Here is a 19110-nt window from a genome sequence, read left to right as displayed (position 1 = left end):
CCTTATATTTTTTTGTTGATATGAGTAGTTATTGTTTTGACTGTACGTAAAAATTTATTTCTAGACTCTGTTGATTGAAGTTCATCAAATAACGTAAATGCGCCTTCCCAATCATCTATAGAACAATATAACTCTATTAACAATGCTTTAATGTGATCTTTTGATGAATCAATAAAACTATATTTGTTATTTTCGAGTTCACTCAATTTTAGCGCATCTAACAATTTTCCCGTTTTTAATCGAATATCATAAAATAAAATAAGTGACCTATAGTAATTCACATCAGAACAAAGCGGCTGTAGTTCTTCTAATAAATCAAGATATTCATTTAACTTTCGGATTTGTCTCTTTTGAAATAAAATATTACATAATAATAATATTGCTTCAGCTTGATATCTCTTATATGTACTTTGCTTATATAAATCAATTGCTTTTATTAAATTTGTTTCAATTATATGCATGTCTTCATTCGCATAGTGTAATTCTTTAGCATAAAAATATAACCATTTTGGATTAGAGGGTTCATCTTCCATCATTTGTCTTGTTAGTTTTATATTTCTATCATTTTTTTCGGACAGATTAATCACTTCAGGATCATACCCATCATGGCGAATCATGATATCCACTGTAATATTTTGTGGAATACTACCATCAGCATTTATAGGCTCTTCATGAACTTTTCCTTTGAATTGAATCCCTTTTTTTACAGAAAACATTTTTCTATTGTCAGTATATACATGGCCAATATGTTCTTTTATCATCGGACTAATTATACAATCTATAGAAAGAAATTGAATCAATTTGGCTACTTTTTTAAATTTATTCGTACTATCGACGCAATAATTATCAGCATCTATATAATAAATCCACTCTGAACTTGTTAAACTTATAAGTTTATTTCTGTGAAAGGAAAAATCATCAATCCAAGGCTCATATACAACTTTAACCATTGGAAAATATCGGTTAATGATCTTTGTAGTATTATCTGTTGAATGAGAATCCAATACAAGAATTTCATCAAATTGATTTCCAAGGCTATCTAAACATCTTTTAATACATCTCTCTTCATTATAAGTAAGTATTCCACAAGTAATTGAAGGATACGGTGCCTTTTCATATTGAAAAACTAGTTCATTTAAATTTTGACTGTTGCTTAAACCTCCCCAATTAATATAGTTATATTGTTCATTTCCTTGTATTAAACTTAAATCTTTTAATAAAGAAGAATGTGGGTGCGAATGTTCTAATCTAGTTACTAAGTCGTTTAATGTTTCCACTATATAACCCCTTTTAAATTATTTCATATATTTTTGTACAAATGTATTCAGTTCCTCTGTGGAATGGAAGCCCTCCAAGCGATCTAGCTCTTTTCCATCTTTGTAGTATAATAAGGTAGGTGATTTATTAAGTTTATTCTGTTCAAAAAAATCTCCATCCAAATTACTTGGTTCTTCAGCATTCAAAGCAAAAATCTCTGCCTTTTCCTGTTTGATTACTTTATTCATTGATGGCTTCATTTCTTGACATACACCACAAGATGTTTTATAAACATACATAAAATAAGAGTTTTGAGAACTTATTTTTTGTTTATATTCTTTTAAACTTACATTTTTATAGTCTGGTTTTTCTAAAGTATTTGAATTGATAACGATAAATACAACGGCAGCTGTTAAAACAAGTGTAACTAAAGTGAAAATCCATTTTTTCATCCTTCATCCTCCTTAAAATACTAATTCCTATTAATTTTTATGCATCATTACTGGACATACAATAATTTCTCACTAACAGTCCCCCCTTTATAATTCCAACTTTTAAAGGGAGACTGTAAATAAAAACTTACAGTTATCATATTAAATGAAAATGTGATTTTATTAATGATCACATTTTTACTGGATACTTTATTCAACCACCATAGCACCTTTAAGATTGCTTACTTCTGTTATTTTATTATTATCTAATTTGAATTTCCTATCATACGATATAACATTTTCGGGATTGTGTGTTATGAAGATAAGCATGCAATTTATACTCATTAAATTAGACTGAATTTGCTTAAAGTTATCTATATCTACATTACTTAAAGATTCATCTAAAATAAGTATATTGGGTCTATGTAAAATGGCCCTAGCCATTGCTAACCTTTGTTTCTGGCCTGTAGATAGGTTAGCAGCATTCTCATTCAAATGAAAATCCAATTGATTTGGTAATGAATAAATAAACTCATGAACATTAGCCACTTTACAAGCTTGCATAATTTCTACATCACTAAAATCTTCTCCCATACATAAATTTTCTCTGATTGAATCTTTAAATAAAAATGGGTGTTCATTTAAATAGACAATGTTTTTTCTAATAGTATCTTCACTGATATTATTGATATCTACTCCATTAAGAAAAATTGTATTATTTTCTACTTTGTAAAGTTTAGTTAATGTTTTTGCGAATGTGCTTTTCCCTGTACCACTTTCGCCAATAATCAATATTTTTTCATTTTCATTTAATATAAGGTTCGCTCCCTCAATAATATTTCGGAAAGTGTCAAAACTAAAATTCAGATTTTGTATTTCAATATGTTTGATTTTTGATTCCTGTTCTTGTTGTTTTTCAGGATGAACAGGATATTGTAAAATATCCAAAAAACGATTTCCTGCTACAAAAGCTTTTTGCAATTGTGATTGTAATCCAATAAGTCCTTCTAAGGAACCCATTAAAAACATTAATAAGGAATTAATGAAAAGTAATTCTCCTAAAGTCATAGCATCAGACATAATTTGTTGTGCACCAACCCACAATATTAATACGGTAGAAGAACTTTGGATCATTTTTTTTAGTGCCCCATTGTTATTGGCTGCATACTGCTCTTTTAGAATTGCTTTTAATTGACTTTTAAATACGGTATTAAAGCTATTTAAAAAGTATAGTTTTTTATTTAGTGCATATATTGTAGGCATATTTTTTATAAATTGAACTAGAAATGAATTTGTATTTGCCTTTGTTTCCATTACAGTTCTATTTCGTTTACTTAAAAGGTCATAAAAAAGTACTGTTAAACATATTAGCAATAATAGTGGAATTAGAGTAGTAAGAAATAATGTAGTGTTCACTCGATATAGTACAGAACCAATTCCAATTATAATTATTAAATCTAATATTCCTGATATGACACTTGTGCTCACAATATTTCTAATATAAGATGCATCATTAAAACGAGAGATAATGTCCCCTGATTCTCTATTTTCAAAAAATCGGATGGGTAACTTAACAATATGGTTAAAGTAGTCTTTAGATATATTGTTATCGATATTATTTGCCATTTTAACAATAAATAAGGACCGGAAGTAATCAAAACATATCGATATTATAAATACCCCTAACATAGATAGCCCCCAAACAAATAGGTAATATTCTAAATGTCTAGGAAGTATCTCATCAACAAGGAATTGAATACAAAAAGAACTTGCAACTGAAAGAAATACAAATAATATAGACAAAATAAATACAATACCTAGCTGGAGAATGTTTTTCTTCACAAGTTTTTTGACAAAATCTATTTTGGTATTAATTATCTGTGCAGGTTTATGAAATTCCGAACATGGTTCAATCATTAATAAAACCCCTGAAAAAGATTTTGAAAAGTGATCCATTTTAATTGCTGTAATTTGTTTATTTTTTGGGTCACTTATTATAAGCTTCCCTCGTTTCTTCTTGTAAATAACAATATAGTGCCCCTCATTATTTTCATTTACCAAAGCTATACAAGGTGTGCTTATGTTATCAAAAACTATATCTAATCTGTTCTTATCTACCTCAACAGGCTTATAAGTTAAAAACTCAAAATTTCTAAGTACAGACAAAAGATCTTTTAAGTTATACCCCTTTTTAACTACTGTGAAATCTGTTAAATAATTGATACCATAGTTATATCCATAAAATTTCAAGATTGAAGATATACAAGCCAATCCACAATCATATTCGCCGTGTTGTTTTGTATGTATATATTTCATATATTTATCGCTTCCTTAGATTGTTGATTTCGTGAAAATAAAGAAAAAATCTCGTTATACAACGAAATTTTTTCTTTATTTTCTGAAGATTATTAACAGTATTTTCTTGCTAATTCACAATTATTTTGAGTTGAACCGCATCCACCATAACCACCAAGCCATTCACTACCTCCTGAATAACACAGTGCTTTAAAGTATGCACATTGAGCAGTTCCGATACCGCTACCGCCACCAGCGCCGCCACCATCATGTTGATGCACATAATTTACTCCATCATGTCCACCTTCAAAAGTCTCTAATTCTTCCAAGTTTAATTCTTTGATTAAGTCTTTCATAATTATTCCTCCATATAAATCGATTTATTGTTGTTACATTTCGAATTATATAACGATAATGAATATTGTTCCAATTACTTTCTGTAAAAAATATACATAATATGCAAAATTGCATATTATGTATATTCGATTTAAAATTCTATGAATTTTCTGATATAATAATTGATATTAGATAATAAAGGAGTCCTACAATGCAAAATATATTAGACCAAGCCAAGACAATATTATCTTCAGATGAAAAAGTTCTAGATTTTTTACATGGATCTTTAGACGTTTTTGAATTTAGGCATCCTGTACGCCCTGGAGTATTAATTGCTACAAATAAAAGATTATTCTTTTACGGCCCTGATTTAGTTGGTGATGCATGGGTTAATGAATATTTTTATGAAAATATATCAAAGCTGAAGGAGAAAAAGAATTTATTTGGTGTACCTAGTATACTTTTTTGGAATAAAAACGAAAGAGTAGGCATCAAAAATATTCAAAGCAAAAATCTTAATGAATTTGTACAGATAATTAGAGAGAAAATAACCAATGAATAAATAGACTCTACAATTTAATCTTGTCAATAAAAATCCAATTTCTCAAAAATGTAGAAATTGGATTTTTTAATTCCTCTAAATTTTTATGTATCATAACTTTCAAGTTTTGACCCCTAATTTAAGATTCAGTAAAATAAGGGTGTTGATTAGTGTCATAACTTATAGTCATAAGTGAAATGAAAAAGAGGTGTATTTTCGTGAAGTATGGTTATGCAAGAGTATCTACTTTGAATCAAGATTTAGAAAACCAAATAGCAACATTAGAGAAAGAAAATTGTGATTTTATTTATTCTGAAAAATATACTGGAACAAAAACAGATCGGCCAGAATTTCAAAAGTTATTGGCCAACTTAAAAGAGGGAGATACTTTAATTGTTACGAAATTGGATCGTTTTGCACGATCGACAGTAGACGGGATTCATACAATTAAGAATCTATTTGAAAAAGGAGTAAAGGTGCATATTTTAAATATGGGCTTAGTTGAAAATACTCCAACTGGAAGACTTATTTTTAACATTATGAGTGCATTTGCAGAATTTGAACGTGATATGATTGTCGAAAGAACGCAAGAGGGAAAAGCACTTGCTAAATTACGGGCGGACTTTAGGGAAGGGCGACCTAAAAAATATCAAAAAAAACAAATCGAACACGCCTTATCTCTTCTCAATCATCATTCTTATAAAGAAGTAGAAGAAAAGACTGGTATTTCGAAAAGTACACTTACAAGAGCTAAGCGACAATTGAAAAAAGAGCAAGATACTTAAATTAAATTATATTTTTAACAGGAAAACATTACGGACTAGAGCAGCTATCCTGTCAGTATGCTGATAAGATGTCATCTAGTTAATAAAGGAGATACGTTATGGTTAGTATGCAAGAAACAGCTTATCCCCGATTAAAGAGTTGTCCAAGTTTTACAGAATTAGAAAAACTTTTTTCACCCAGCTCAAGTGAAATTTCATGGGCAAAACAGAAAGCACGTAACTCGTTTTCGCAATTAGGTCTATTAACAATGCTAAAAACATTCCAATGTCTAAATTATTTTCTTCCAATCAGAGATACTCCACCAGTTATTATTGAACATATTGCGAGAAAAGCAAAGCTTAATCTACCAGAGCGAGAAGAATGGAGTTCTTATCATCGTTCTGGTACAGGAATCCGTCAAATCGCTATGATTCGTGAATATCGTCGAGCTAAAATGTTTAATGACCAAGCTCGTCAAGTCATGTTTAATATTATGAAAACATCTGTATTGGAAAAGGACGAAAAAAGCGATATCATTAATATTGCAATTGATGAGCTAGTCAAACACAGCTATGAGCTTCCTGCTTTTAGTACATTTACAAAAGCTGTAGACCATGTACATGCTGAAGCATATCGTACTTTATATCAATCCATTTCAGATGCATTAACAATTGAAGAAAAACAAAAGATAGATCAATTGTTTCAGAGTAGGGAAGGTTCTACTTATTCTGATTGGAATGTAGTGAAACAAGATCCTGGACGTCCCACTTTATATCAATTAAGACGCTGGATACATCGAAAAAACTGGCTCAACGAACGATATGTAGGTTCTGATTTTTTTCAACGGCTCCACATTCCACCTGCAAAAATTGAAAGATTAGCAGCTGAGGCTAAAACATTAGATGCATCTCGAATGAAAGAATTGGAGGCGCATAAAAGATATACATTAGCTGTCTCACTATTATCTGTCCAATTTGCAAGTACTATTGATGATATTGGAGAAATGTATATAAAGAGGATTGCTAGTTCGCATAAAAAGTCTGAAGGTTCCCTTCAAGAATTGAAAAAAAAGAAAGAAAAACAAACTGATAACTTAATTGCGATTCTACATAATACGGTACTTGCATTTCAGTCCGAAGGATCGATAGAGGAAAAGGTGCAAGAATTAGAAAATATAATTGGCGGAACCTCTGGTCAACGTGTATTAGATGATTGTGAAAATCATTTAGCTTATGCTGGAAACAATTACTTTTCATTTATATGGAAGCATTTAAAAAGCAGTAGAGCAGAGTTAATGAAAATATTAGAAACGTTAGAATTTAAATCAACAAACCAAAATAAAGGGTTAGAACAATCCATTTTATTTTTAGTGAAAAATAAAATGAAGAAATCCGAATGGATTCCTATTATGGACTTAACTAATCAAAAAAATAATGAAGCTGATTCACATACAACGTCTGTGGTTGACCTTTCCTGGATACCTGAAAAATGGTGGCGATGGATTCGTCCACATCAGAGAAGGGACGCTCCTCCTGAAAAGATTCATCGGCGCCATTTTGAAGCCTGTGTTTTTTCTCAAATTTGGTTGGAATTAAAGTCTGGAGACTTATATATAGAAGGAAGCGATAAATATGCAGATTATCGAAAACAATTAATTTCTTGGGATGAATATCAAGAAAATGTCGCTACTTTTTGCAATCAAGCAGGACTTCCTATGACTGCTCAAGAGTTTAAAATGCAAGTTTACAACAAACTAGAAAAAAGGGCTAGAAGTGTAGACGTTTCTTTCCCAAAAAACAAAGCTGTCACACTACGTAATGGTGAGCCAGTTATCACAAAACCTAAAAAGAAAAGAGTATCTCCTTTGTTAAAAGCCGTACGAAAACGTATTGATGAAAAATTGGTTCCCATTAATGTATTAGATTTATTAGGAGACACAGAATATTGGTTAAACTGGACTCGTTTTTTCGGCCCGATTTCTGGTCATGATGCAAAGTTAGAAAAGCCACCTGAACTGAAGTGCACCCCAATTGTTAGACACAGTCTAACAATTGGAGGTGCATTTTTTATGGCTAAATTTTCTTCAAAAGAAAAAATCCAAGCGGTGAAACGATATTTAGATGGTACAGAAAGTGGAAAAATAATTGCTAAATCTGTAGGAGTTAACCCTAGCGTACTTCGTGAGTGGATTAGACGATATGAGTCTTCAGGTGAAAAGGCCTTTGAAAAGTGCTATACATTCTACCCAGCGCAGTATAAACTAGATGTACTTTATTATATGAATGAACACGGGACATCTATCAGAGAAACAGCGGCACTTTTCAATATACCGTCTTATGAAACACTTCGGAAATGGAAAATAGCTTATGAAACAGGAGGATTGGATGCCCTACAATTAAAGAAAAAGGGGCGTCCAACCATGAAAGATAAAAAAATAAAACCAGTAGATGAAGGATCAATCAAAGCCTTACAAGCGGAAAATGAGCGTTTACGTATGGAAAATGCATATTTAAAAAAGTTGAATGCCTTAGTTCAAAACAAAGAAAAATCACCAAACAAGACAAAGCGCAAGTAATCTACGAGTTAAGGCATGAATTTCCTATCAAGGAGTTACTTCAACTCGCAAACATTCCACGTAGTACGTACTATTACTGGATGAAACGTTTTAATCGTCCTGATCCAAATGCGGAGGTAAAAGAACTGATTCAAGCTATTTATAATGAACACGATGGGTGTTATGGCTATCGTCGTATTCGTGATGAACTTATGAATCGTGGACACAAAGTAAATCATAAAAAAGTGTATCGCCTTATGAAAGAATTAGGATTAAAATGTCTGGTTCGTATGAAAAAATATCGCTCTTACAAAGGGACAGTTGGGAAAATTGCGCCAAATATTTTAAATCGCAACTTCCAAGCTGAAAAACCAAATGAAAAGTGGGTTACAGATATTACGGAGTTTAAATTATTTGGGGAGAAGTTATACCTATCACCAATGTTGGATTTATTTAATGGTGAAATTATCACGTATACAATTGGTCCCAGACCGACCTATTCCCTTGTTTCAACGATGTTGGACCAAGCACTTTATTGTGTAACCGATCCGGATAAACTCCTCATTCACTCTGATCAAGGTTGGCACTATCAAATGAAACAATACCGTCATTCTCTTAAGAATTGTGGCATAACTCAAAGTATGTCTCGCAAAGGAAACTGTTATGACAATGCCGTTATTGAAAATTTCTTCGGTATCATGAAATCGGAATTTCTGTATCGAAAAGAATTTGAAAATATAACACATTTCAAACAAGAATTAGCAAAGTATATAGAATACTATAACCATAAAAGAATTAAGGCAAAATTAAAGGGTATGAGCCCAGTACAATACCGGGCTCATACCCTAGAGGCTGCCTAATGAAACGACCTGTCTAACTTTCGGGGGTCACTTCAAACGCTATTTGACAACTGCTTTTTGTTATGGATGTAATTTAGGTCCCACCCAAACAGCACGCTCTCTAGGAAGTTTAGATCGAAAACATATATCTTGGATAAATGAAAGACATATTACAGAAGAAAACATTCAAAAAGCCATTGAGTGGATTATTAATGCCTATAATCGATTTAAATTACCTAAATATTGGGGAAATGGAACTAGTGCTTCGGCTGATGGCACAATGTGGGATTTATATGAAAAAAATTTATTATCAGAAAATCATATTCGATATGGAGGATATGGTGGAATTGGTTATTACCATGTCTCCGACACTTATATCGCTTTATTTAGCCATTTCATTCCTTGTGGTGTCTGGGAGGGTGTTTATATTTTGGATCTTCTCATGAAAAATAAATCTGATATTCAACCTGATACTCTCCATGCTGATACCCAAGGACAAAATGCACCTGTTTTTGGATTAGCTTATTTACTGGGGATTCAACTTATGCCACGTATTCGTAATTGGAAAGATTTAAAGTTCTTGCGACCAAGTAAAGAGTCTACCTATCAACATATTGATGGATTGTTCTCACACTCAATTGATTGGAATTTGATTGGAAATCATTATAAAGATATGTTACGTGTAGTAATGTCGATTAAAATGGGACGAATTCATCCTTCCACGATTTTAAATAAGTTAAATACATATAGTAAAAAGAACAAGTTATATCAAGCTTTTCGAGAGTTAGGTAGTGCCATTCGCACTTTATTTTTGTTAAAGTATCTATCAGATGAAAAATTGAGAAGTACAATTCAAGCAGCCACAAATAAAAGTGAATCTTTTAATGGGTTTTCAAAATGGCTATTCTTTGGTGGTGAAGGAATCATTGCAGAAAATAATCGAGAGCGTCAAAGAAAAATCATTAAATACAATCATCTAATCGCTAATTGCTTAATTTTTTACAATGTATTTCACCTTACACGGATTCTTCATGAATATATACAAGAGGGAAATAAAATTGATGCGGAAGTATTGTCTGATCTGAGTCCGTATTTAACATTTCATGTAAACCGCTTTGGGAAATACCGACTAGATTCTAATCGGCGCCCTCCAAATATTGAATTTGATATACCTGTATCACCGATTCCAATTGAAGGAACTGGTTAATCTAAGCAAGAGCGGGGACAATTTATATAACTTCCCCTCTTGTTTTACGTTTGCGAGTGGCTCCAAAAAGAAGGAATCGTTGCCGTACCCCTATTATCTTCCATCTTATTATAAGTTTGAAATAAAGCTTCTCTTTTCTTTTTTCTTACCCTTGGTTCTGGAGGATAACATGACGGACATTTTGCAGCCCCTTCATGTCTAGCTTTGACCATTGCTTTATATTCATGTCCACACTTACCACAAATCCACCATGCTCTTTCGTTACATCTGGTAGATGTCTCCTCTGGTGTTGTTACACCATATACTTCTTTATTCTTTGTAGGATGCCATTCTTTTGCTATTTCTGGGTTATGAAGAGCAATTGACTGTTGATACTTTTCACAAGTTCTACATCCCTTACCATTTTTCACTCTTAAATTTATTTTTTCTCTCCACATATGACCTTCTTTACAAACCCACATTACTTCTTCATTTGAAGTATAAATTGCCTCATATGGATTTCGGAATTTCTGCCGATAACATGTGTCAAAGATACAAAACTCCTTTGCTATCTCTGGATACATTGTTGCTAATGAGTTGTCTTTGCAAACTTTCTTATTTGAACAGTATGGACACACAGTTTTATCATGAAGTCTACTTCTAACAGACTCCTTCCACTCATGACCCTTACCACATATCCACCATCTAACATTCCAATTCTCTTCATCAATCATCTCATTATCAGGTGTTACATCTGCATTTCTTTTGAAATTCCATTGCTTAGATAAATCTGGATCAATACATCTAAGTGATTTAGCTTCTATTTTATTAACATTGTTTAATTTATCTAGCTGCTGCTTTTTCTTCATACACTTTGGACAAAGCTCATCTTCAACTTTCAGCCTATCATTAGGAGTTGATCCCCAAACATGTCCCTCAGAGCACTCCCACCAAATATATTCGTAACTTCCATATGTAATATCTTCAGGATTCAAGTGACCATTCTTGATAGGATGCCATTCACTTAACAGCTTTTTAGAAAGACCTGTATTTATAAGTAAATTAATCATAGTATTCTCACCTCTACTTTTCTGATTCAATCCACCATTTGTCTGCGTTCAATTCTTCTGTAGTCATCTCATACTCATCTAATTTAACAATTTCATTTTCCCTATTAAAAAAGCAAGGCTTTACAAATATAGAAGCATTTCTATAACTATAACTTTCACCTTTATACGCTTCAATTTTAGAAATTTCTAGCTTATAAACATATAATGGATGTGAATATATTTGTCCAACTTTAAAAGTTTTATCACTATTGTTTTCCGAAGAAATCTCTTCAACTATCACTTTACTTGGAGTACCATGGAAATGACTATCCCACATTACGTTTCACCCTAACTTTAAATTTATTTAATTCTATTGTATCAGAATATTCACACGTGCAATTAGGAAAAAGGTATAATTTTATCATTATTTTCATCTATTATAATAAAATAAGTTAAAGGTATTACTGGCTAAGTAGTTTAGAGTTTTTTGTCCTATGTTCAAAAGTTTTAGACTTTCATGTCCTGTTATTAAGACATGAAAGTACCTACAAAATTTATAATAATGGCTATTTATCAAAGATTCTTTATAAGTTTTTAGTTTAGAGTTTCATTTTTGAAACTTGATTGGATAAGAAAATCAAGTTCCAAAATTTTATTGATATACAGAACTAAATACATGTAATCTTGTGTGAACGTATAGGCTTAAATACTACATTACTGTTATTTATAAAGAAAAGACATCCTAAGATGTCTTTCTACTCTGTAACAAATTTAAATACATAGTACATAAAAAATAGACAAGATAGATATGCTAGTCTGCCAGCAATCGATTCTCTCATAAATTTCATAAGTATGACTTTGATAAGCAAGGCTAAGAATAACGGTATAAAAAGTACCATAGTAAGTTTGATCGCTATGTCATTTATTGTTGGATTAAATGGTTCAAAATCAATTATAATATTTACTTACCTTTATGCAACTTCTTATTTATATAGTTTAATATAAATAAACTCGCTAAAATGATACCATAAAGTTCCTTTCTCTAACTGAACCACCTTAATTTTAACCGGTTCTGGTGCAAATATGCATGGCTTCTACTCCTATATGATATTACCCTTATATAACCAAAAAAAGCAACGCTATGGACGCTTTAGCCTACATATTCTTCAACTTTACTAAAGATACCATTAATAGATGGAGGGGTATAATTATAATCGTTATCAGTGAACATTAAAAAAGATGATTCCGATTGAATATCGGAATCATCTTTTCAGGGCTTGATTTTTCAGTTTTTTTTTATTAAACTGTCCATTTTAAAGGGTACATTTCAGTTGACTCCGCACCTTTTTAAAAATAATTTATATGAATGTAAATCGCCTTTAACACCACAGTAAAATCTATAATATCAATGTTACATCTTACTACTTTGTATCCCATTTTTCTAAATGGAAGTAGAACAATACCCCATCTTTTGTATTAGTTACACCGTACTTTACATTATGTAAATCTAATATATTTTTTACAATTGAAAGTCCAAGACCCGTTCCACCATATACTCTTTTTCTTGATTTATCCACTCTATAGAATTGATCCCATATTTTATCTATGTTTTCTTCTGCTATATGTGCCCCTTTATTTTCAAACCCTATATATACGTCATGTTGTTTCTCGTTTACATCTATCACAATGGTTCGATTCGCATCTGTATAGCGAATCGCGTTGGTAAACAAGTTTGTTATGACCTGTTCTAACAGATGTGTTTTACCTTTAACACAAACATTATCTATATTTAATTTGATGTGTAGTGATTTTTCTTTAATTTGAACTTGTAAATCTTTTGCTGCCTTTTGAATTAAATTCCCTATATTAACCTGCTCCATCTGTATTTGGTACGTTCCGGATTCATATTTAGCCAAATTCAACATTTCATCTATTAACACATTCATTTTCTCTATTTCTTTTTCTAATGCTTCCCAATAATATTGATTCATTTCAGGCGCGATTCCATCTTGCAGCATAGATGCAGATATTTGCATGACACTGAGTGGCGTTTTTAATTCATGCGAAACGCCTGCAATGAAATCTTTTCGTGTCTGTTCTAATTTTTTCTCTTTTTCTAAGTCTGTTTTTAACTGATTGATATATCCTTCCATTCTTTCTGAGAGTTGATTAATATTAGAGGAAAGCTCACCAATTTCATTTTTTGATTTGATAGAAAGCTTATCTTGAAATTGAAATTTCATTATTTTTTTCGTTGCTTCATTAATTTTTAGTAATGGTTTGGTAATAATTCTTGAATAATATAAACATACAACCAGCGATAGAATCAGCACAAATGCTATAATATATATATAATAATCACTCATTACATCTGTCACTTTTGTAATCGGTTGTAACGAAGACAATGTATAAATGAATTCATTTACTTGTCCATTTTGCATGAGTGGTTTTATCGTTTCTAGATACTTGATTCCATCTATACTGATTTCATTCTGAACCCATTCGTCTCCTTGTAATTTCACTTTATCTCTGTTACAATTCCCTCTAAGAAATAATATTTCTCACTTTCTTCTTTTGAAAAAACCTTCATACCATTTTTAGCACCAGACATCATATATTTATCAATCTGATAATAAGTAGGTGCAACAAAATTTCCATCATAACCTTTTATTCTCAATGTTGTAGGAATCACTATGTCTTTATTCGATCTTTTACTTACTGTATCCATGATAGCTAGTTTAGTCGTTTTATTGAGTAAACTTGTAATTAATATACTGAAATTAGGATCCATATCTTTCTTTGCATTGATTAAATTATTAAACACAACCTTAGAGGATCGACTCGAATCATTTTTATCAACTGTTTTTATATAATAATCTCCTGATGGTAATTTCTTGATATTGGCTTCTTTATCGAGCCTAGCAATCATAATACCCTGCTGATTAGCATACGAGAGTTCCTTCCTCTGGAGTGTATTTTCATCCTGTTTATGAGCTTCATAAAATGTATAGTACCGTTGTAATTGCTTCTGAACATTTTCTTTTTCTTTATCTATATATAAGTATTTCATCACATACATTTGTCCGAAAAAGATAGCTGCGATAATCATGCAACATAGTAAAAAGGTAAGAGAAAATAACTGAAACACAATCTTCTTTCTCATCATTTTTCTACCTCAAATTTATAACCCGTACGAACAACTGTAATAATGTGTTTTGCTTTCTCACCAAGTTTTAATCGTACATTACGCATATGTGCAGTTAGTGTTTTATCATCTCCATCATAATCGTATCCCAAAATATTTGTGATTAACTGCTCTCTTGTTAGTACTTGTTCCTTGTGTTGCATTAAAGAGTGTAAAATTTCATATTCTGTATGTGTAAAATCTATTTTTTGTCCATCTATTGAAACAGAACGTGCTGATTTATCTAAGCGAATACCACATAAATTAATACAGTCCTGATATTGTACTTGTTGATTTGTATCTTTGAACAAACGTTTTGCTCTCGCTAATAAAATAGACGGTTTAAATGGTTTTGTTACATAATCGTCTGCCCCAAGTTCAAATCCAAGTAACGTATCATCTTCATCACTTCGTGCCGTTAATAGGATAATAGGAACATTAGAATTCTTTCGAATACGTCTACACACTGACCATCCATCCATTAATGGGAGCATAATATCCAAAATAACTAAACTGATATTATGCTCTTGTTCAGCAAACAAATCTAGCCCAATTTGACCATCTTCCGCTGTAATTACTTCATATCCATCATGCGAGAAATAATGGGCTACAGTCTCTCGGATAATCTGTTCATCTTCAACTATTAAAACCTTTTTCATCTCTATTCTCATCCAATCTACGTTCGTTTTACATTGAAACTGTCATCGCTTGTCTTCCCATTTGAATCCAGGCTTGTTCAAAACTATTCCGATCAATTGCTCTGTGTTTGTCCTTCTTTAGTGGATCGTTAATATATACATATTGTTCATCATAATCGGTCACAACGACACTATGCTGGTGATATGTTACTTTCATTTCTCCTGCATCTGTACGCCATGTATAAAATTCATCATCAGGTAACCGTTTAAAACGGGCATTTGTTAATACCCATACAGGTTGCCCTCTGTCTATCGCCTCATATATTTGCTGAGGTTCTTTGTGACTTAGATCCTTCACTTTCTCTTCTGAAACATACTCCTTTGCCAATTCTAAAATCGGCTCTACATAAACACCTAGTCCAGGTTTATCAAATGTAGCTATATCCCCAATAAACCCTTTGTGCATATTCCCCTTTATACCCTTTCCCTGAAATGGTACAGACTTTATCTTTGCAGCGAGTTCCATCTTATCGACTTGTACACCTGAAAATTGCAACACCATAGCAAGGCTCGTTACTTCACAACCTCTCATCAATTCTGGTTTTTGTAGAATCAGCGGCACATCCAATGGCCTTACTATCACTTTTTCTTGCTCTATGGGCCTATTTTCTTTTTCAAGTACCTTTTCTGATTCTACTGATTCATTTCTCATATATTCTACTTCTGATTTTGCATTCTCCTCTTGTGGTATTGCAGGTTGTATTTTAGTAAATATAGGAATATCACCATGTGACATACCAATGTTTGTATTTAATACTGATAGTGTAAATACAAACAGGGTTGTTTTTCTAAATGGATTCATCATTATCTCTCCTCGATGCTTTATAAGGAGAGTGTAATTTATTTATATTTAGATAAAATCATATTTATAGAAAGACAAAGTAAAATTCATATCAAGATTATATAAAGATAATTGCTTTACGTATTAATCTTATGTGCTACAAATATTGCTTTCAACAAGCAATATTTAACTTCTTTAAGTTCACGTTCTAATTTTTCGTACTTTGCAAAAAGTCCTCGAATTCTTTTCATTAAAGTATAATCTTCGAGATTTTAGGTATGTGGTTTGATTATTATTTACAAATCCTATTGCTATATGGTAATTACTATTTATCAACAATTATTTGTGAGATTTTAGTTTAGACTTTTATGTCTTTCTACACTTGTACATGGACATAAAATAGATACTTTTTAGAAGAGAAAGTATCCATTTTCATGAATATCTTTTGTTATTTATGTAGAATTAAATTTTAGTTGAATTTCACATTTAATTAGGTTTTACTATTTAGTTTTGTTTCAAATGCAGTTAAATTAGTTGAAGCCTTACTAAAATTTGGTTCAGAAAGTTGTTTAGGTCTTCGTACTTCTGTCTTCTATTGGAGCTACACCTTGTATCTCTTGTAATATAGAATTTGCTACATTTTCTCTATAAAATTCTTCAACTATATTTTTCAAATAAATACAATTTCTTTATTCCTTGAATAAAATCAATAACTCGGCATACAATACCTCTGCATCGAGCAGTTAGACTGGGCTAACTGCTCTTTTATTGAATAAATTTTTAGGGCATGTTAACAATATAGGTAATCCAAGTTTGAATACGAATAAACATTGTATTCATAGTATTTACTAGAGCAGTTAGTTTTTTCTAGCTGCCTTTTTGAGTTTTTCCGAATAAAATTCTAAATTATGTGTTCACGAGTAATAATGGTAGATAAAGAAATAGGAATTCATCATTTATTTAGTTGAGTGGATATGCAGGGGAATTTACTCCGTTATTGGATAAGGACGGAAAGTCAATGGTAAAACTATATATTCGAATAAAACAATTTATATTATTCAACTATATGGTAGCTTTAGTTTCACAAGGAAATAAACAACTTTATTATCTGTTTTGATTTCAGAAGTAAAGCTGAACTTAACTTTTTTAAAAGGAGATACTACAATTTAAGCAGTGCCTCCTTTACGTTTTTATAAGTGAGTTTTAATGACCTTATTGTTTCTATTCATTATGTCCAATGCTATAGATGGGCTGATGCAGCTTGAATTCACAGTGACTTCTTTAATTTTGTTTTTCCTTTTCTTCTAGGAATGAGCAGTTAGTTTTCTGCTGAATGCTCTTTTATATTAACTTGTTTGTCATCATATATTACGGATATGTAGCTATTAACTCATAGGGTCTTCTTTTAAAGAGCACTTGTACCTAGTGCTCTTTTTAGTTTCCTTATTTAGCTCACTTTTAATTTTACATAATATTTTTAATTCCGTTTATACTATAGTTGTAACTTTAAGTTACAACGTATTGTGGGTATCGTTATTGTTGGACAATAAAGCAGTTAGTTCATTGAGCTAGCTGCTTTATTATTTAAATAATAACAACATTAAACCTCTCCCTATAAATTGTTATTCATAACATCATTAGTTACTATATTTTAGTTTTATTTCCCACTTTTCCAGCATATTCTTTAAGAAGGGTGTTTAGCTAAAAAAGTTACCTCCTTATCGATGAGCACTCACTTATGTAGTGCTCCTTTTCATGCTGTACAATTCTGTTTTACTTGTATAATTATATATAGTTTCTTTTTTGAACCTCCCACATTCTTTTTTACAAGTTGCAATGAAACAGTTAGCTTTTTTCTAACTATCCTGTTTTTATTTTTCACTTTTTAGTTAAACGTACATATATTAACTTTGAACAATGGCCAATAGGATACTTAACCTACCTCTCTAAGAGCACATTTATATCTGTGCTCTTTTTTGAGTCACTTTAAAATAACGATTTTGTTTAGTTATCATTTGATTAATCATATTTAAAATTTTTTAACATATCTTAATTTTAATCAGGAATTACACTACCCCCCAGTAGATCTGTAGTTCCTGTAATTGAGCCTATAACTCTGATTAGAACCTGTTATAAACAACAGGTTCTATTTATGGTCATTCTTCATCCCCATCGTTGCGATAGGTAAGACTTTGAAGTTATCTCCATCTTTTGCGCCACTTAACACTGTACGTGCGAAATTCACTACATTCAAACACCTCTAGGCTACATTAAGCAATACAAACTTTATTAATGTATTCATTTCTAGCTTGAAGATAAAAAAATTCATGATTCCACATATTTATATTCTCTATCCATTTTGGATACTTTAAAAATGGATACTTATTTTATACATATTTTACTTGTATGATTTTAATCAAAATGTGAGGTGGTCGTTTATGATAAAAGGCTATGCAGCATTGCTTATTATAGATGTACAAGTGGGTTCATTTAAAGAAGAAAGAATGCTATATAAAGGAATTGAATTATTAAAAAACATTCAATTGTTAATCCATAAAGCTCGTACTGTCCAAGCGCCTATTTTTTACATGAAGTTTAATGGGAAAACAGGATCTTTATTAGAGCATGGAAATCCGGAATGGGCAATTCATGAATCTGTAGCTCCACTATCTGAAGATATCGTTCTTGAAAAAAACCACCCTGATTCATTTCATGAAACAAGTCTTCAACAAGAATTGAATAAAAGGGACATCGAACACATTGTGATTACAGGCGTTCAGTCTGAAATATGTATAGATGCGACGTGTCGACGTGCATATAGCTTAGGGTATGATGTTACTCTTGTTGAAGATGGGCATAGTACATATGACACTACATTATTATCGGCATCCCAAATTATTAAGCATCATAACGATATAATAGGTGAATGGTTTGCTGATTTGAAAAAAGCTCAGATAATTGAATTTTAATTAATCTTGAATAGGTTTTTCTTGATAGATATAGTACGAATCATTTAAATTTAGCTAAGGTATTAATCCTGTTTCCTATTATTAAATATATGTTTTACTGTATGCGATAATGTAATAATTATATTCTAATAATTAAATGCCCCTTTTAGGGCTACAGACACACCGTTATTAAGTAACAAAAAGCTTATTTTTTTTATTTTGGGGTAATTCTAAATTCTTAAGTTG

At 31.4% G+C, this 19110-nt stretch carries 12 protein-coding genes and 3 pseudogenes; 6 read left to right on the top strand and 9 right to left on the bottom strand.

The annotated features are described in order from the left end of the window. Nucleotides 1–2 precede the first annotated feature (2 nt). From QCI47_RS28485 to sunA, 4 genes are all read right to left on the bottom strand, one after another. Nucleotides 3–1277 carry a SunS family peptide S-glycosyltransferase gene (locus QCI47_RS28485; protein ID WP_353812026.1) on the bottom strand — a complete coding sequence of 425 codons (1275 nt, stop codon included), beginning with the start codon at nucleotides 1275–1277 and terminating at the stop codon, nucleotides 3–5. Between the two features lie 18 nt (nucleotides 1278–1295). Further along, the gene (locus QCI47_RS28480) at nucleotides 1296–1709 is read right to left on the bottom strand and encodes a thioredoxin family protein (RefSeq protein WP_046648572.1); all 414 of its coding nucleotides are present in this window, start codon (nucleotides 1707–1709) and stop codon (nucleotides 1296–1298) included. 189 nt (nucleotides 1710–1898) lie between these two features. Then, the gene (locus QCI47_RS28475; RefSeq protein WP_046648584.1) at nucleotides 1899–4004 is read right to left on the bottom strand and encodes a peptidase domain-containing ABC transporter; all 2106 of its coding nucleotides are present in this window, start codon (nucleotides 4002–4004) and stop codon (nucleotides 1899–1901) included. Between the two features lie 92 nt (nucleotides 4005–4096). Continuing rightward, complete coding sequence (gene sunA, locus QCI47_RS28470) at nucleotides 4097–4339, bottom strand: sublancin family glycopeptide (RefSeq protein WP_353812025.1); 243 nt, start codon at nucleotides 4337–4339, stop codon at nucleotides 4097–4099. A gap of 191 nt (nucleotides 4340–4530) precedes the next feature. Between sunA and QCI47_RS28465 the strand changes: the two genes are divergently transcribed. From QCI47_RS28465 to QCI47_RS28445, 5 genes and pseudogenes are all read left to right on the top strand, one after another. Continuing rightward, on the top strand, nucleotides 4531–4881 hold the full coding sequence (locus tag QCI47_RS28465; RefSeq protein WP_046648576.1) for a PH domain-containing protein: 351 nt from the start codon (nucleotides 4531–4533) through the stop codon (nucleotides 4879–4881). A 197-nt stretch (nucleotides 4882–5078) separates the two neighbouring features. Continuing rightward, complete coding sequence (locus QCI47_RS28460; protein ID WP_046648578.1) at nucleotides 5079–5645, top strand: recombinase family protein; 567 nt, start codon at nucleotides 5079–5081, stop codon at nucleotides 5643–5645. A 98-nt stretch (nucleotides 5646–5743) separates the two neighbouring features. Continuing rightward, nucleotides 5744–6229 (top strand): annotated as a pseudogene (locus QCI47_RS28455) (DUF4158 domain-containing protein); the annotation flags it as partial. Between the two features lie 1464 nt (nucleotides 6230–7693). Beyond that, nucleotides 7694–9039, top strand: a protein-coding gene (locus QCI47_RS28450) for an IS3-like element ISBth10 family transposase (RefSeq protein ID WP_152692390.1) whose coding sequence is annotated in 2 segments (ribosomal slippage) — nucleotides 7694–8135 and nucleotides 8135–9039 — 1347 coding nt in all. Because the reading frame shifts where the segments join, the coding sequence is not laid out codon by codon here. 34 nt (nucleotides 9040–9073) lie between these two features. Beyond that, nucleotides 9074–10225: pseudogene (locus tag QCI47_RS28445) on the top strand (transposase); the annotation flags it as partial. 44 nt (nucleotides 10226–10269) lie between these two features. Here QCI47_RS28445 and QCI47_RS28440 read toward each other — a convergent pair. The 5 genes and pseudogenes from QCI47_RS28440 to QCI47_RS28420 form a co-directional block, all read right to left on the bottom strand. Next, the gene (locus QCI47_RS28440) at nucleotides 10270–11274 is read right to left on the bottom strand and encodes a zinc-ribbon domain-containing protein (protein ID WP_353812024.1); all 1005 of its coding nucleotides are present in this window, start codon (nucleotides 11272–11274) and stop codon (nucleotides 10270–10272) included. A 13-nt stretch (nucleotides 11275–11287) separates the two neighbouring features. After that, a complete protein-coding gene (locus QCI47_RS28435; RefSeq protein WP_000263523.1) occupies nucleotides 11288–11590 on the bottom strand; it encodes a hypothetical protein in 303 nt (100 codons plus the stop codon). Nucleotides 11591–12674: 1084 nt separating this feature from the next. Beyond that, nucleotides 12675–14416: pseudogene (locus tag QCI47_RS28430) on the bottom strand (sensor histidine kinase). Further along, nucleotides 14416–15096, bottom strand: coding sequence for a response regulator transcription factor (locus QCI47_RS28425; RefSeq protein WP_061130336.1), 681 nt, complete (start codon nucleotides 15094–15096; stop codon nucleotides 14416–14418). The pseudogene QCI47_RS28430 and the gene QCI47_RS28425 overlap by 1 nt, the downstream one beginning before the upstream one ends. A 28-nt stretch (nucleotides 15097–15124) precedes the next feature. Next, nucleotides 15125–15940, bottom strand: coding sequence for a C39 family peptidase (locus QCI47_RS28420; protein ID WP_001997354.1), 816 nt, complete (start codon nucleotides 15938–15940; stop codon nucleotides 15125–15127). Nucleotides 15941–18354: 2414 nt separating this feature from the next. Between QCI47_RS28420 and QCI47_RS28415 the strand changes: the two genes are divergently transcribed. Beyond that, a complete protein-coding gene (locus QCI47_RS28415; RefSeq protein ID WP_000589748.1) occupies nucleotides 18355–18885 on the top strand; it encodes a cysteine hydrolase family protein in 531 nt (176 codons plus the stop codon). The last annotated feature ends 225 nt before the right edge of the window (nucleotides 18886–19110 follow it).

It is taken from the genome of Bacillus cereus group sp. RP29 (assembly GCF_040459765.1).
GTDB lineage: Bacteria > Bacillota > Bacilli > Bacillales > Bacillaceae_G > Bacillus_A > Bacillus_A paranthracis.
The sequence above is the reverse complement of the archived record's forward strand: the minus strand, read 5'-3'. Positions and strand labels throughout refer to the sequence as shown.

What these genes read in the sequence shown, in the direction of transcription:
- QCI47_RS28480 (WP_046648572.1), bottom strand. Translation starts at nt 1,709, where the DNA reads ATGAAAAAATGGATTTTCACTTTAGTTACACTTGTTTTAACAGCTGCC.
- QCI47_RS28475 (WP_046648584.1), bottom strand. Translation starts at nt 4,004, where the DNA reads ATGAAATATATACATACAAAACAACACGGCGAATATGATTGTGGATTG.
- sunA (WP_353812025.1), bottom strand. Translation starts at nt 4,339, where the DNA reads ATGAAAGACTTAATCAAAGAATTAAACTTGGAAGAATTAGAGACTTTT.
- QCI47_RS28465 (WP_046648576.1), top strand. Translation starts at nt 4,531, where the DNA reads ATGCAAAATATATTAGACCAAGCCAAGACAATATTATCTTCAGATGAA.
- QCI47_RS28440 (WP_353812024.1), bottom strand. Translation starts at nt 11,274, where the DNA reads ATGATTAATTTACTTATAAATACAGGTCTTTCTAAAAAGCTGTTAAGT.
- QCI47_RS28435 (WP_000263523.1), bottom strand. Translation starts at nt 11,590, where the DNA reads ATGTGGGATAGTCATTTCCATGGTACTCCAAGTAAAGTGATAGTTGAA.
- QCI47_RS28425 (WP_061130336.1), bottom strand. Translation starts at nt 15,096, where the DNA reads ATGAAAAAGGTTTTAATAGTTGAAGATGAACAGATTATCCGAGAGACT.
- QCI47_RS28420 (WP_001997354.1), bottom strand. Translation starts at nt 15,940, where the DNA reads ATGATGAATCCATTTAGAAAAACAACCCTGTTTGTATTTACACTATCA.
- QCI47_RS28415 (WP_000589748.1), top strand. Translation starts at nt 18,355, where the DNA reads ATGATAAAAGGCTATGCAGCATTGCTTATTATAGATGTACAAGTGGGT.